The organism is Vibrio sp. SCSIO 43155 (genome assembly GCF_023716605.1).
Taxonomy (GTDB): domain Bacteria; phylum Pseudomonadota; class Gammaproteobacteria; order Enterobacterales; family Vibrionaceae; genus Vibrio; species Vibrio harveyi.
On the sequence record NZ_CP071852.1, the window covers coordinates 2,893,667 to 2,909,287 of the forward strand.

Annotated in this window: 10 protein-coding genes; 2 read left to right on the top strand and 8 right to left on the bottom strand. The window is 45.4% G+C overall.

Features of this window, described 5'->3' with window-relative positions; all coding sequences use genetic code 11:
• The first annotated feature begins 39 nt into the window (after positions 1-39).
• Positions 40-2,448: a glycoside hydrolase family 94 protein gene (locus tag J4N44_RS13730; protein WP_009703764.1), complete on the top strand. Its 2,409-nt coding sequence runs from the start codon at positions 40-42 to the stop codon at positions 2,446-2,448.
• 125 nt (positions 2,449-2,573) lie between these two features.
• On the top strand, positions 2,574-3,986 hold the full coding sequence (locus J4N44_RS13735) for a phosphoglucomutase/phosphomannomutase family protein (RefSeq protein WP_252044558.1): 1,413 nt from the start codon (positions 2,574-2,576) through the stop codon (positions 3,984-3,986).
• 103 nt (positions 3,987-4,089) lie between these two features.
• On the opposite strand, the gene J4N44_RS13740 is transcribed toward J4N44_RS13735, so the two are convergent.
• The 8 genes from J4N44_RS13740 to J4N44_RS13775 form a co-directional block, all read right to left on the bottom strand.
• Positions 4,090-5,121, bottom strand: coding sequence for an ABC transporter ATP-binding protein (locus tag J4N44_RS13740; RefSeq protein WP_252044559.1), 1,032 nt, complete (start codon positions 5,119-5,121; stop codon positions 4,090-4,092).
• Positions 5,121-6,746, bottom strand: a complete 1,626-nt coding sequence (locus tag J4N44_RS13745; protein WP_017189149.1) for an ABC transporter permease — start codon at positions 6,744-6,746, stop codon at positions 5,121-5,123. The genes J4N44_RS13740 and J4N44_RS13745 overlap by 1 nt, the downstream gene beginning before the upstream one ends.
• A 99-nt stretch (positions 6,747-6,845) precedes the next feature.
• Positions 6,846-7,859 carry a Fe(3+) ABC transporter substrate-binding protein gene (locus J4N44_RS13750; protein ID WP_005446300.1) on the bottom strand — a complete coding sequence of 338 codons (1,014 nt, stop codon included), beginning with the start codon at positions 7,857-7,859 and terminating at the stop codon, positions 6,846-6,848.
• A gap of 152 nt (positions 7,860-8,011) precedes the next feature.
• Complete coding sequence (locus J4N44_RS13755) at positions 8,012-9,241, bottom strand: ammonium transporter AmtB (protein ID WP_005446299.1); 1,230 nt, start codon at positions 9,239-9,241, stop codon at positions 8,012-8,014.
• 25 nt (positions 9,242-9,266) lie between these two features.
• A complete protein-coding gene (locus J4N44_RS13760) occupies positions 9,267-9,605 on the bottom strand; it encodes a P-II family nitrogen regulator (RefSeq protein ID WP_005439398.1) in 339 nt (112 codons plus the stop codon).
• Positions 9,606-9,793: 188 nt separating this feature from the next.
• Positions 9,794-10,162: a YacL family protein gene (locus J4N44_RS13765; protein WP_009698742.1), complete on the bottom strand. Its 369-nt coding sequence runs from the start codon at positions 10,160-10,162 to the stop codon at positions 9,794-9,796.
• Positions 10,163-10,443: 281 nt separating this feature from the next.
• Entirely contained in the window at positions 10,444-13,032 is a 2,589-nt protein-coding gene (gene acnB / locus J4N44_RS13770; protein WP_252044561.1) for a bifunctional aconitate hydratase 2/2-methylisocitrate dehydratase, read from the bottom strand.
• A gap of 270 nt (positions 13,033-13,302) precedes the next feature.
• Complete coding sequence (locus J4N44_RS13775; protein ID WP_017189145.1) at positions 13,303-15,621, bottom strand: patatin-like phospholipase family protein; 2,319 nt, start codon at positions 15,619-15,621, stop codon at positions 13,303-13,305.

Below are 15,621 nucleotides of genomic sequence, written 5' to 3' on the forward strand. Positions count from 1 at the left end.
TTGGCTGCAGGCGCAGCTTAGTAAAAAGGAAATACACAAATGAAATACGGCTATTTCGATAACGAGAATCGCGAATACGTCATCACTCGCCCTGACGTACCAGCACCATGGACAAACTACCTAGGTACTGAGAAGTTCTGTACAGTTATCTCGCACAACGCGGGTGGCTACTCGTTCTACAACTCTCCAGAATACAACCGTGTTACTAAATTCCGCCCAAACGCGACATTCGATCGCCCGGGACACTACGTTTACCTGCGTGATGATGAGACAGGTGATTACTGGTCAATCTCTTGGCAACCTGTTGCGAAAAGCCTAGATGAAGCAAACTACGAAGTTCGTCACGGCTTGTCTTACTCTAAGTTCAAATGTGAATACAGCGGTATTACCGCGACGAAAACATTGTTCGTTCCAAAAGGTGAAGACGCTGAAATCTGGGATGTAGTGATTAAAAACACCTCCGACAAACCACGCACGATCAGCGCATTCTCATTTGTTGAGTTCTCATTCAGTCACATTCAATCTGATAACCAAAACCATCAGATGTCTCTTTACTCAGCAGGTACGGCTTACAACGAAGGCGTGATTGAGTACGACCTGTACTACAACACGAACGATTTCGAAGGTTTCTACTACCTAGCTTCAACATTTGACCCAGACTCATACGACGGTCAACGTGACAGCTTCCTCGGTCTATACCGTGACGAAGCAAATCCGTTAGCAGTGGAACAAGGTAAGTGTTTCAACACCGCACAAACTTGTTACAACCACTGTGGCTCTCTGCACAAGCAATTTACCATCCAACCAGGTGAGGAAGTTCGCTTTGCTTACATTCTAGGTATCGGTAAAGGCAACGGTGAGCGTCTGCGTGCTAAGTACCAAGATCTTGCAGAAGTTGACAACGCATTTGCTGGTATCAAAGCGCACTGGGATGAGCGTTGTGGCAAGTTCCAAGTGAAATCACCAAACGAAGGTCTAGACACCATGATCAACGCTTGGACGCTATACCAAGCGGAAACTTGTGTCGTTTGGTCTCGCTTTGCTTCATTCATCGAAGTGGGTGGTCGTACTGGTCTGGGTTACCGCGATACAGCGCAAGATGCGATCTCAGTTCCTCATGCTAACCCTGCAATGACGCGTAAACGTATCGTTGACCTGCTACGCGGTCAGGTGAAAGCGGGTTACGGTCTACACCTATTTGATCCAGATTGGTTCGATCCAGAAAAAGCTGACGTTAAACCATCGAAATCACCAACAGTTGTTCCTACTCCGTCTGATGAAGACAAGATTCACGGTATCGAAGACACATGTTCGGATGACCATCTATGGTTAGTCCCAACCATCTGTAAGTACGTGATGGAAACGGGTGAACATAGCTTCTTCGACGAAGTGATCCCTTATGCTGACGGTGGTGATGCCACGGTTTATGACCACATGAAGGCAGCACTAGACTTCTCGGCTGAATACGTAGGTCAAACCGGTATCTGTAAAGGTCTGCGTGCAGACTGGAACGACTGTCTAAACCTCGGTGGTGGTGAATCTTCAATGGTGTCGTTCCTACACTTCTGGGCACTGCAAGAGTTCATCGACCTAGCGAAATACTTAGGTAAACAAGCTGACGTTGAAAAATACACGGAAATGGCAGCAAACGTTCGTGAAGCATGTGAAACACACCTTTGGGATGACGAAGGTGGTTGGTACATCCGTGGTCTAACGAAAAATGGTGACAAGATCGGTACAGCGCAACAAGCGGAAGGTCGAGTACACCTTGAGTCAAACACGCTTGCGGTACTTTCAGGTGCGGTATCTCAAGAGCGCGGTGAAAAAGCGATGGACGCAGTCGATGAGAACCTGTTCTCTGAATATGGCTTACACCTAAATTCACCATCATTCGCAACACCAAACGATGACATCGGCTTTGTTACTCGCGTTTATCAAGGCGTAAAAGAAAACGGGGCAATCTTCTCACATCCAAACCCATGGGCTTGGGTAGCTGAGGCTAAATTAGGTCGTGGTGACCGTGCAATGAAGTTCTACGATGCACTAAACCCATACAACCAGAACGACATCATCGAAAAACGTATTGCAGAACCTTACTCGTACGTACAGTTCATCATGGGTCGTGACCACCAAGACCACGGTCGTGCAAACCACCCATGGTTAACAGGTACATCTGGTTGGGCTTACTTCGCCGTAACCAACTTTATCCTCGGTGTGCGTACAGGCTTCGATGGCCTGACCATCGATCCTTGTATCCCAACGAACTGGCCAGGTTTCGAAGTGACTCGTCAATGGTTAGGTGCAACGTACAACATCAAAGTCGTTAACCCTGATTCAGTGAGCAAAGGCGTTAAGTCGATTACCGTAAACGGTGAAGCGGTAAGTGGTGCATCAGTGCCAGTTCAAGCGCAAGGTTCAGTAAACGAAGTTATCGTTACTCTAGGTTAATCATCTTTTAGGGGAGTCCTTCTCCCCTTTTGGTTTATCCGGTGCACTTGAGTTTGATAAGCGCATCGGTTCGCTAGCAAAGATTTAAGAAGCGGTGGGATGCCGCTCTTATCGAGGATCGAATTATGATCAAATTTGGTACAGGTGGTTGGCGTGCATTTATCGGTGAGGAGTTCACCAAAGATAATGTACGTTTGGTTGCTCAGGCAGTCGCAAACATTACGAATAACGAATCCGTGGCTGATCGTGGTTTTGTCATTGGTTATGACCGCCGCTTTCTTTCTGATAAAGCTGGTCGTTGGTTCGCTGAAGTATTAGCGGCAAACGGCATTGTGGTTAGCTTTATCGACAAGTTTGTTCCAACGCCTATCGTGATGTTCAAAGCGAAGGACATGGGTTGTGCTTACTCAGCATGTATTACCGCATCACACAACCCTGCCGATTACAACGGCATCAAAGTCTTCATTGAAGGCGGTCGCGACGCTGATGAAATCATCACACAAAAAATCGAATCACAAATATCAACGCTAACGACACAAGATGTAAAAAGCGTCGACTTTGAACAAGCGGTTGAAGATAAGCTGATTCAAATCATCAACCCGATGAACGAGTTTGTTGACTCAATCATTGACTTTATCGACATCGAGGCGATCAAAAAGGCAAATCTACGCGTATTGATCGACCCTATGTTTGGTGTTGCAAAAAACGCACTTCAAACGGTACTGATTAATGGTCGCTGTGAAGTCGACGTGATCAACGATGGCAAGAACCCAGACTTTGGTGGATTGATGCCATCGCCAAGTGCAGCAACGCTTTATCGCTTGATGCACCTTGTTGAGCAGGAAGGCTATGACATTGGTATCGGTACCGATGGCGATGCAGACCGTCTTGGCATTATCGACGAGAAAGGTAACTTCATTCATCCAAATGAAGTGTTACTGCTGCTTTACTACTACTTGCTTGAATACAAAGGCTGGACAGGCTCAGTAGTGCGTAATATCGCAACTACACACTTACTCGACAAAGTCGCGGAAGACCACGGAGAAAAGTGCTTTGAGGTTCCTGTAGGCTTTAAACATATCAGTTCTCAAATGGAAGCTGACGATTCACTGATTGGCGGTGAAAGTTCTGGCGGTCTAACCATTCGCGGTCACATCAAAGGTAAGGATGGCGTATTCGCATCAAGCCTATTGGTGGAAATGATTTCAGTAACCGGTAAAAAACTGTCTGAGTTACTCGATGAAATCTACGGTAAGTACGGCTATGCGTATATGGCTGAAGGCGATTGCAAATTCAAACCTGCGCAAAAAGACGCGTTGTTCAACAAGATTTATATTGAGAAGCAGTTACCTGAGTTTGAGTTTGAGATCGAAAAAGTCAGCTACGAAGATGGTGCGAAAGTTTACTTCAAAAACGGTGGTTGGATTATCGCTCGTTTCTCTGGTACCGAACCGTTGCTACGTATTTTTGCAGAGATGCAAGATAAGGACACTGCGGAACGTGTTCTTCAACAGTTTAAAGACTTCTTGTCTTTATAACTGACACCTTGTGCCCGCTTCGAGCACATAACCTATAGGTGAAGAACACTTGCCCGGCTTTAGCGCCGGGCTTTTTTATGGTGCTGAATTTGGGCTTAACTGATTACACAAAAGCCAACACGCCTTGTGTTTCCACTTTTACTGCTACGCTATCACCGACATTCAACGCTTGCGTTGACGTCGCTAATAAACGGTCGCCGTTAACATCAATCACATAACGGCAGTGATCACCCATAAAGTGTTGCTCAAGCACTTTGACCGCACTTTCTTCATCAGCGGCAATCTGTACATGCTGAGGACGAAGTAACAGCGCACAGTCTCCATTCATCTTAATGTCTTGCTGAGCGTTCGCTTCCACCACGCCAAGGTGTGTATCAAATTCGTTCTCAGAGATTCGCTTTGCAGCAAGGTAGCTACCACCACCTAGGAAGTCAGCAACAAACTTACTCGACGGTTGATAGTAAAGTTCAGAGGCAGTGCCGTACTGTTCAATCACACCATGGTTCATCACTGCCATCTTATCGGCAAAAGCAAAAGCTTCTTCACGACTGTGAGTTACAAAGATCGCAGTAACTCCCTGCTCCTTAAAAATCTTGCGAATTTCACGGATCAGCTCGTGACGCACCTGAGTATCGATGTTAGAAAATGGTTCATCAAGCAACAGAAGATCCGGCTTATACGCCAGTGAACGAGCAATCGCAACACGCTGTTGCTGACCACCTGACAGCTGATGCGGGTAACGTTCACCAAAGCCTTTAAGATGAACTAAGCCCAACATTTCCTCTACTTTCAGCAGCTTTTGTTGCGCTGTTTCATTCTTTAAACCAAACGTAATGTTCTCGGCAACCGTCAGGTGCGGAAACAAGGCGTAATCTTGAAAGATCATGCCAATATTACGCTGCTCTGGTGGTAACCAATTTTTACCGTCATCAATAGTGAGGCAGTTCAGGCTCATTTGACCTGAACTTAGCGGAAGGAGACCTGCAATGGCTTTCAGAAGCGTTGTCTTACCACAACCACTTGCGCCTAATAGACAAACAATTTGCCCCTGTTCCACTTCTAAGGACAAAGACTCAAGAACAGTTTGTGACTCATACTGGCAAGTAAGATTTTGAATGGATAATGCACAGCTCATTAATGACTTTGCTCCAGTGAACGGTTAACAACAACAAGCGGGATTAACCCAACAAGAACCAGTAATACGGCGGGTAATGCAGCAAGTTCTAAATGCTCATCCGAGGCAAAGTTATACACGTACGTCGCCAAGGTTTCGAAGTTAAATGGGCGCAGCAATAACGCGGCATTGAGTTCTTTCATCGACTCAATGAACACCAACAGACCAGCAATTAAGGCACCACGCTTAACCAATGGAAAATGCACACGCCACAACATAGTGTTTGGTGTACAACCCATCGTACGCGAAGCCATATCCAACGATGGCGAAATCTTATTTAGGTTACTCTCAACGCTACCGATCGCGACAGCAGAGAAACGAACAACCATCGCGAAAATCAGAGCAAACATAGATCCTGAGAAGATCAGTCCCGGTCTACCCCACTCCATCGCTTTAGCAATATCGTTCACGCGATGATCCATAAACAGCACCGCTACCATCACACCTATGGCGAGCACAGTACCAGGTACCGCATATCCCATTGAAGATAGGCGCATAAAGGCTAAACTTGAACGTCCACCATTGACTCGCTGACTAAAGTTTACCGTTAAAGCAATCGCAACACCGATGATTGCAGCCACGACTGACACCACCAAACTATTCCATGCATATTCACGAAACTCCGGTGTCCAGCTTTGCGCAAAGTAAGTAATAGCGTAATCAATCAACTGTAGCAGAGGGAAAATAAATGCGATCGCAACCAAGCCCCAACACCAAACTAATGCGCCCCACTTTTGCCAACCTTGAAGTTCATAGCGAAAATCTTCATGACTATTAAACTGGCTTTGGAACAGCTTCTGCTTGCGGCGACTGTAGCGCTCAGCACTTAACAGCAACACAACTATCACCAACATCATGGCTGAAATTTTCGCTGCGGCATTCAGGTTCGAATACCCAAGCCAAGTATCATAAACCGCAGTGGTAAGTGTGTTCACTGCAAAATAGCTGACGGTGCCGAAGTCACCAATGGTTTCCATCGCGACCAGAGATAAACCAACGGCGATAGAAGGTCTAACAAGCGGTAAAGAGATACGCCAAAAGCTCTCCCAAGGAGAACACTTCAGTAAGCGTGCACTTTGTAACAAAGAGACGTTCTGTTCCATAAATGCCGCTCGGCAGAGTAAGTAAACATATGGATAAAGAACCAGAGAAAGAACAAAGGTCGCACCACTCAAGGTACGAATATCAGGAAACCAGTACTCACCAGGTCCCCATCCGGTTATATCACGTAAGAAGATCTGGATCGGTCCGGCAAAATCAAACCAATCCGTAAAAATGTAACCAATGATATAACCCGGCATAGCAAGAGGCAGAACCAATGCCCATTGTAACCATTTCTCGGTTGGCAGTTTGCACATAGCCATAAACCAAGCGCTTGGGATACCGAGAATCAAAGAAAGAATCATCACACCAGAAGTCAGAGCAACGGTGTTATAGATGTAGGTTGGCATGACCGTCGACATCAAATGCGTAAACAAGTCATCCGTCTCGCCAATGGCGGTATAGAAGATCGCTAAGATCGGCAAAACCAGTAACAGGGTGATCACCCCACTACTGGTTTTCCATAGAGAATGTTTATTCTTCATTGCCTAAATACTGCAAGGCTTTATGAAATACAAATGCAGTTGCAAATACATCTCATATCCTTTAATCAAATGGGGGTATAGTTATACCCCCACATGGAATTAAAGGTCAAATTTCACTTCATCTAGTAGCTTAATTGCAGCTTCGTGGTGAGAAGCAATGTCATCTAGAGAGATAGTATCTGCTTTGAAGTCACCCCAAGATTCCACAAGTTCAGAACGCTTAACGCCTTCTTTTACTGGGTACTCGTAGTTTACTTCTGCATACATTTGCTGCGCTTTGTCACCCGTTAGGAATTCCATTAGCTTCACAGCGTTGTCTTTGTTTGGAGAGAACTTCGCCATTGCCATACCAGAGATATTTACGTGAGTACCTGTTGTCTCTTGGTTAGGGAAGTTGATGTATACCGCGTCAGCCCAAGCTTTTTGCTCTTTGTCGTTAACCATCTTACCTAGGTAGTAGCTGTTACCTAGAGAAACGTCACATAGACCTTCTTTGATTGCTTTAACTTGAGCGCGGTCGTTACCTTGAGGCTTACGAGCTAGGTTCGCTTTAACGCCTTCTAGCCACTCTTTTGTTTCAGCTTCACCGTGGTGCGCGATCATAGAAGACACTAGAGATACGTTGTAAGGATGCTTACCGCTACGTGTACAGATTTTACCTTTGAATTCAGGCTTTGCTAGGTCTGCATAGTTGAAATCGTTACCTAGCTTACCAACACGGTCACGTGAAGAGTAAACGTTACGAGTACGTAGAGTGAGAGCAAACCACTCGTTTTCTTTATCTTGGTACTGTGCAGGTACGTTTTCTTCGATGATTTTGCTGTCTACCTTTTGAACCAGACCTTTGTTTGTCAGTTCAGCTAGACGGCTGATATCTGTAGTAAGGATTACGTCAGCAGGGCTGTATTCGCCTTCCTGAGCCAACTTCTCTGCTAGACCTTTTTTCGCAAACTTAACGTTTACTTTGATACCAGTTTCTTTAGTGAACTCGTTGAACATAGGTTCAACTAGGAAAGGTTGACGGTAAGAGTAGACGTTCACTTCTTCAGCAGCCATTGCTGTTGGAGCTAGAGTTGCGCAAGTAATCGCTGAAAGAGTTAGCAGTTTTTTCATTGTTTAATCCTTTACCATGCTAATGATAACGTTTATCAGTTGCGTTATTATATGCATGTTCAATAAGAAAACAATTAATCCATAAAAAAAACCTACTCGTCAGAGCAGGTTTTTGATGATTTACTTTGTAACGAATTGTGTCGTTATGACTGTTATTTCACAGTCACGAATTCTGGGTAAGCGCCAACACCACAGTCGTGCATATCCATACCTTCCAACTCTTCGTCTTCCGACACTCGGATACCAATTGTTGCCTTCAGAATTGCCCATACCACAAGGCTTGCACCGAATACCCAAGCGAAGATAACAGCAGCACCTAGAAGCTGTGCACCAAATGTGGCATCACCATTACTTAGCGGCACAACCATAAGACCAAAGAAGCCACACACACCATGAACTGAGATAGCACCTACAGGATCATCAATCTTCACTTTATCCAGACCAATGATACTGAACACAACTAGCGCACCAGATACCGCACCGATAGCCACAGCATAAAGTGGTGATGGTGATAGAGGATCGGCAGTGATTGCTACAAGACCTGCCAAGGCACCGTTCAGAATCATCGTTAGGTCAGCTTTACCCCAAGTGGTTTTACACACTAGTAGAGCTGCAATTGCGCCTGCCGCTGCCGCTGCGTTAGTGTTCAAGAAAATTTGACCTACCGCTGTCGCGTTCTCAAAGTCAGAAACCATTAGTTGAGAACCGCCGTTGAAACCGAACCAACCAAACCAAAGGATGAATGTACCTAATGTCGCTAGAGGCATGTTTGAACCTGGAATTGGGTAGATTTCACCATTTTTGCCATATTTACCTTTACGAGCACCCAGTAGTAATACGCCAGCTAACGCTGCTGCTGCACCCGCCATGTGTACAATGCCTGAACCAGCAAAGTCACTAAAGCCAGCTTCTGATAAGAAACCACCGCCCCAAGTCCAGTAACCTTCCATAGGGTAGATAAATGCCGTCAGTACCGCAGAGAAGATAAGGAAAGACCAAAGCTTCATGCGCTCAGCAACTGCACCAGATACGACTGACATTGCTGTAGCTACGAATACAACTTGGAAGAAGAAGTCCGACTCTAGAGAATGATCTGCCCCTTCACCTTGTGTGCCAATTAGCGCACCAAATGATGGTAGCCAGCCGCCTTCGCCATTATCAACATACATAATGTTGTAGCCGACCAATAAGAACATGGTACAGGCAATCGCATATAGACAGATATTTTTGGTTAGAATTTCGGTGGTGTTTTTAGAGCGAACTAAGCCCGCTTCCAGCATGGCAAAGCCTGCTGCCATCCACATTACCAACGCACCGGAAATGAGGAAGAAAAAGGTGTCGAGTGCGTAACGTAATTCCGTTACCGTTGTTGTTAATTCCATGATAGTTCTCCAATCCCTTGAATTCTTAAAGTGCTTCTGCGTCCATTTCACCAGTACGAATACGCACGGCTTGGTTTAGGTCGTAGACAAAAATCTTGCCGTCACCAATTTTTCCGGTTTGAGCCGCTTTAGTGATGGCTTCTACCACGCGTTCCACATTGTCTGCATGGGTCGCGATTTCTAGTTTTACTTTTGGTAGAAAGTCGACTTGGTATTCAGCACCACGATATAGTTCCGTGTGCCCTTTTTGGCGACCAAAACCTTTAACCTCAGATACTGTCATCCCTTCAATACCGACATCAGCCAATGCTTCGCGCACATCGTCTAATTTAAAAGGCTTTATAATGGCATTAATGATTTTCATTGAATCTTCTCCGCAGCTTTCATCCTGAAACACTTGTATTAATCCAAGCTGCGTGCCAACTTTTTATCTACTTGATTTATATGAATTTATTAAAAATAATAATCTTATAAACAAAAAGGGCGCACCACATCGGTGCGCCCTTTTCACAAATATAAGGCAACCCTAATTAGACTACCCAAAATTGTGCATTAAATGTTCAAAAAGTCTTTCCACTGCTCTATCAAGGCACAAAAGTCCTCAATACCACAACTCGCAGTACTCTCAGCATCATAGAAATCGAACTCACTTTCCATCTCGACTTCATAGTCGTGACCCAGTACGTTTTCTTGAACCAGAACTTCATCGCCGACGATCATTAAACTTATCTCAGATCCAGTTAATCTATGCTCTTGAGATGGCGAAGAAAATGCCTGTTCAACCAAGCTTTCAACTTGCGCAATCTTAGCCGGATCTTTGCCAATTTCTTCTTGTAGCCAGCGACCTACAATCTCATGCCCCATACTACATTTGACATAATATTCGCCCATCAATGTATTGCGGATGAATTCAAACTCCATCGAGATCGCCTTTTCGTATCAATTTGGTGCGGAGTATACAGGGAGATATGGGATGGGAGAAGCGCGAGACGCGGAGCTCTCTCAATCGCTTGTTTAAAAGAGATTCCCGACAGCACTCCTTTGTCGTTTTCAGGAATGACATCGTTTTTACTCTTGGCTATTTAATCGTCATCCTCAAGAGCGAGGTACGAGCGAGCTGGGGATCTCTCGCAATGCGTTATCTAAAAAAACGCCCACCAAATGGTGGGCGCTTATCAAGTATTAGCAAAGCTCACTAAGAATTATGCAGGCTCTTGGAAAATCACTTCTGCCGCTTTCTTGGTGTACTGATCCATCTTGTGGAAGTTCAAGTATCGGTATGTGTCTGCTGCTGTCGCATCAATTTGCTTCGCGTATTCTAAGTACTCTTCTTTGGTTGGAATCTTACCTAGAATTGCACCTACCGCTGCTAGCTCCGCAGACGCAAGGTAAACATTAGCACCCGTACCAAGACGGTTCGGGAAATTACGCGTTGAAGTCGACATTACCGTCGCTTTATCTGCTACGCGTGCTTGGTTACCCATACATAGAGAACACCCTGGCGTTTCAATACGTACACCAGCACGACCATAGATACCGTAGTAACCTTCCTCTGTCAGTTGGTCACGGTCCATCTTGGTTGGCGGTGCCACCCATAGACGAGTATTTAATTGACCACCGTATTGCTCTAGCAATTTACCTGCTGCACGGAAGTGACCAATGTTAGTCATACAAGAACCGATAAACACTTCATCAATCTGTGTACCTTGAACTTCAGATAGAAGACGAGCGTCATCTGGATCGTTCGGTGCACATAGGATTGGCTCGTGAATATCTGCTAGGTCGATTTCAATGATGTGCGCATATTCTGCATCCGCATCTGCTTCCATCAACTCTGGGTTTGCTAACCACTCTTCCATCGCTGTGATACGACGCTCGATAGTACGACGATCGCCGTAACCTTCCGAGATCATCCACTTAAGCATAGTGATGTTTGAGTTTAGGTATTCCTCGATAGACTCTTGAGATAGCTTAACTGTACAGCCTGCCGCAGAACGCTCTGCTGATGCATCAGACAGCTCGAATGCCTGCTCTACAGTTAGGTGCTCAACGCCTTCAATTTCTAGTACACGACCAGAGAATTCGTTGATCTTACCTGCTTTCTCAACCGTCAGTAGACCTTGTTGGATTGCGTAGTAAGGGATGGCATGTACCAAGTCACGTAGCGTGATACCTGGCTGCATTTCACCTTTAAAGCGTACCAAGATTGACTCTGGCATATCCAGTGGCATAACACCTGTCGCAGCTGCGAATGCTACGAGACCTGAACCTGCTGGGAATGAAATACCAAGAGGGAAACGTGTATGTGAATCACCACCCGTACCAACGGTATCAGGTAGAAGCATACGGTTTAACCATGAGTGAATTACACCATCACCAGGACGAAGCGATACACCGCCACGGTTCATAATGAAGTCAGGTAGTGTATGGTGCGTATTTACATCGACTGGTTTTGGATAAGCAGACGTGTGACAAAATGACTGCATCACGAGATCAGCAGAGAAGCCTAGACACGCAAGGTCTTTTAGTTCGTCACGTGTCATTGGACCGGTAGTATCCTGAGAACCTACCGTTGTCATCTTCGGTTCACAGTATTGACCTGCACGTACACCTTCTACGCCACATGCTTTACCCACCATCTTCTGAGCCAAGGTGTAACCTTTATCAGAAGCTGAAGGGTCAACAGGCTTAGCAAAAAGATCGGTTTCTTCTAGACCAAGTGATGCACGAGCACGGCTTGTTAAGCCACGACCAATAATCAGTGGAATACGACCACCAGCACGAACTTCATCAAGCAACACTTTGCTCAGTTCAAAGCTAGAGATCTCTTCACCGTTTTTACGCACAACACCTTCGTATGGGAAGATATCAATCACATCACCCATGTTCATGTTTTGCACGTCTAGTTCAATTGGTAGTGCACCAGAATCTTCCATCGTGTTGTAGAAAATTGGGGCGATCTTACCACCTAGACAGATACCACCCGTGCGCTTATTTGGTACAAATGGGATATCTTCACCCATAAACCAAAGCACTGAGTTAGTTGCTGATTTACGCGAAGAACCGGTACCAACAACATCACCTACGTATGCGAGTGGAATGCCGTCTTTTTGCAGTTCTTCAATTTGATTGATAGGACCAACGCTGCCTGGTTGATCCGGTACAATGCCATCACGTTCCATTTTCAGCATCGCTTTTGCGTGTACTGGAATATCTGGACGAGACCAAGCATCTGGAGCTGGAGACAAGTCATCGGTGTTGGTTTCACCGGTTACTTTAAATACTTTAACAGTAATCTGATCCGCGACTTTCTTCTTCGATGTGAACCATTCAGCATCAGCCCACGATTGTAGAACTTGTTTCGCGAATGCATTACCTGCTTTAGCCTTCTCTTCAACATCATAGAAAGCGTCAAACATCAGTAGAGTATGAGACAGCGCTTTTACAGCAATAGGCGCTAGTAGGTCATCTTCTAGGAATTCAACTAGAGGAGCGATGTTGTAACCGCCTTGCATTGTACCTAGTAGCTCAGCTGCCTTTTCACGGCTCACAAGTGGTGATTCCACTTCACCTTTTGCTACCGCCGTCAGGAAACCCGCTTTTACATAAGCAGCTTCATCTACACCTGGTGGGATACGGTTCTCTAGTAGGTCAAGAATAAAAGCTTCTTCACCTTGCGGGGGATTTTTCAGAAGTTCAACAAGTCCAGCAACTTGTTCAGCGTCTAGCGGTTTAGGAACAACTCCTTCGGCAGCACGCTCTTCGACGTGTTTACGGTAGGCTTCAAGCACGACTTTTTTCCTCTCATTGCGGTTCCTCCTTTTTAATTACTATTTTTCAAAGTAAAGGAGTGAACATCCTTGGAAACTTGGCTCTCCATTGCCCTTGTTTTCATTCAATTCTGATTGAGAAACAGCGCCGTAGAGGCCAAACTGTGGGCGAAAGGATAGCAAATTTAACGTTAAATTAAAATCTCATCATTTTGACCAACATAGCAACTTACGACTAAAGTCCGGTAAATTTTGGCTAAATATGCGGAGATTTTGCTGTCCTATTCCCGGTTATTTAAATGATGTTCCAACGATCAAGTACACGGCATCTAAATTCTGCTCTGTACGACCGTATGCCAACATAACGGGTCCTATTGGCGAATCAACACCAAAGAAAATTGATGCGGCATTGTACAGCGGTGCCTCATTCAGCTTGAGATCGTTATCCGACCAAACACCACCATGTTCAAGGGATGCACCAAGGTAAACTGGCGCTTCAAACAGCCCAAAGTCGTTATCCATCCATTTATAACGATACACCAAACTGGTATAGAATAAGTTTTGTCCAATCAGACTGTTACGAGGGATACCAGACAAATTTAAGAAACCACCTAGCTCTCTAGGGTCCAAAGGTACAAAAGAGTTTTTACTCTCAACAAAGCTGTATTCCGCTTGACCGACTAAAGTATGACGACTGTGAGTCACCGCCCCCTTAAAACGAGCGGTAATTTCATAAACCGTATCTTCAATACTGTTTTTTGCGTTTTCACCTCGGAGATCTTCTGGGGTTTTGTCATGAGAAACAAGGTAGTCCAAGTCAATCAGCATGCCACGAGTCGGAAATGCAAAGTCATCCAGTGTATCTAAGCGATAGTTGGCAAATACCCCCAATCGCTCGTAGTCGAGCTCACCCGCAGACTGAATGGTGGAGGCCTCTATCGTCCCTTTGGTATAGCGACCACCAACTCGGAATTCTTGCCACAAGGTTGGTTGCACACCCGCTGCCAGCTCAGTGATAAACTCGGTATAAGAAACGGGTAAATAGTCATAAACGGAGCCGATATCGGGGTTTTCAAACTCGTCATCGATAGGTAAGTTCCGGTTCTCAGTGTTGTAATTGAGTTTTCCAGAAACAAACAATTCCTGACTCGAAAGTACTGGAGAGTACAACTCCGCTTCAATCAGTTTATCAGTGCCCATATCAACATTTAGAGTCAGTTCCGCACCGTGAGAGTTCAGATTGGTGAAGTTTGCTGACACGCCGATTCCGTACTGGCTGTCAGTGTTAAAGTCATCTTCTAGGAAGAAGCGAAAATTGAGGTAGTTCGGTCCCCATGACTTTTCGTTTACCTCAAAGACCAATAAATTAACGTCATCGATCTCTTCGAAGTGGTAAGTGATCAATTCAAAGCGATCCAGCGCATAAAGGTTTTCGACCGCTTTTTCGATTTCGTCTGTTTTTAATGGTCGCCCAGTATCAAGCTCTAGACGGTTAGTCAGCAACACATCGCTGTAGTGCGTATTGTTCACCAATACAATCTGATCAACCACGCGCTGATCACCATATTCCAGATTTTTACGCGCATCTTGCTTGTGCTCAATGTACTTTTGGTACTCGGCGTTCGACACACTCAAGCCTTTCAATTTGGACTCAAGACTCTTGGTGATCTCATAACCAGCCTGAAACGCATCGGGCATTTTATTGAACTCAACCGTCTCCATTTGCCCTACATTAGGACGAATATAAACATCATCTCCGCTTAGTGTTTCGGCTTGCTCTTGGGTACTACGACGAACAAGATAGTTAGAAAGCTGATCAGCAACGGTAAACAAACCGGTAAAGTCTTCTTTGTTTTTGTAGTCAGTACTGATATCCACCGCAATAACGATGTCGGCCCCCATAGCACGAGCGACATCTACGGGCATGTTATTGACCACACCGCCATCCACCAGCATATGACCATTTAGTTCATAAGGAGGGAGTGCGCCTGGAACAGACATACTTGCCATCATTGCATCAACAAGATAGCCGTTATCAAGCACCACTTCTTCCAATTCAACAATGTCAGTGGCGACCGAGCGGTATGGGATAGCAAGGTCATCGAAAGAGTCAAAACGACCAAGGTTACCTGTCGTTTCACGCAAAATACGAAGCATATTCTGCCCTTGAACGACACCAGTCGGTGAACGAACTTCACCAAACCTTAAGCCTAGATCTGTCGTGATTTGATAACGGTCTTCATATTCTTTGTCGCGGACGCGACGTTGGCTGCGGTCAACACGGTCTCGATAGCCGCTGTTCCAATCCACACTGTAGATAAAGCTTTCAATTTCATCCGCGCTCATGCCAGTCGCATATAAACCACCGACATAAGCGCCCATGCTAGTGCCGGTAATGATATCAACCGGAATATGCATCTCTTCAAGCGCCTTCAAAACCCCGATATGGGCGGCACCTTTTGCACCACCACCAGCAAGCACGACGGCAATTTTAGGGCGAGGATGATCATCACTGATGTGTTTGGCAAAGGAAGGAGTGGCAATCAAAAAGGAGCAGACCCACAGTGCAATAAAACGCAACCATGAGCTTGAGATCGACTTTTTGAACAT

Excerpts from the sequence above, each read along its gene's own strand:
- J4N44_RS13730 (WP_009703764.1), top strand. The coding sequence starts at position 40 with ATGAAATACGGCTATTTCGATAACGAGAATCGCGAATACGTCATCACT.
- J4N44_RS13735 (WP_252044558.1), top strand. The coding sequence starts at position 2,574 with ATGATCAAATTTGGTACAGGTGGTTGGCGTGCATTTATCGGTGAGGAG.
- J4N44_RS13740 (WP_252044559.1), bottom strand. The coding sequence starts at position 5,121 with ATGAGCTGTGCATTATCCATTCAAAATCTTACTTGCCAGTATGAGTCA.
- J4N44_RS13745 (WP_017189149.1), bottom strand. The coding sequence starts at position 6,746 with ATGAAGAATAAACATTCTCTATGGAAAACCAGTAGTGGGGTGATCACC.
- J4N44_RS13750 (WP_005446300.1), bottom strand. The coding sequence starts at position 7,859 with ATGAAAAAACTGCTAACTCTTTCAGCGATTACTTGCGCAACTCTAGCT.
- J4N44_RS13755 (WP_005446299.1), bottom strand. The coding sequence starts at position 9,241 with ATGGAATTAACAACAACGGTAACGGAATTACGTTACGCACTCGACACC.
- J4N44_RS13760 (WP_005439398.1), bottom strand. The coding sequence starts at position 9,605 with ATGAAAATCATTAATGCCATTATAAAGCCTTTTAAATTAGACGATGTG.
- J4N44_RS13765 (WP_009698742.1), bottom strand. The coding sequence starts at position 10,162 with ATGGAGTTTGAATTCATCCGCAATACATTGATGGGCGAATATTATGTC.
- J4N44_RS13775 (WP_017189145.1), bottom strand. The coding sequence starts at position 15,621 with ATGTTCAAAAAGTCGATCTCAAGCTCATGGTTGCGTTTTATTGCACTG.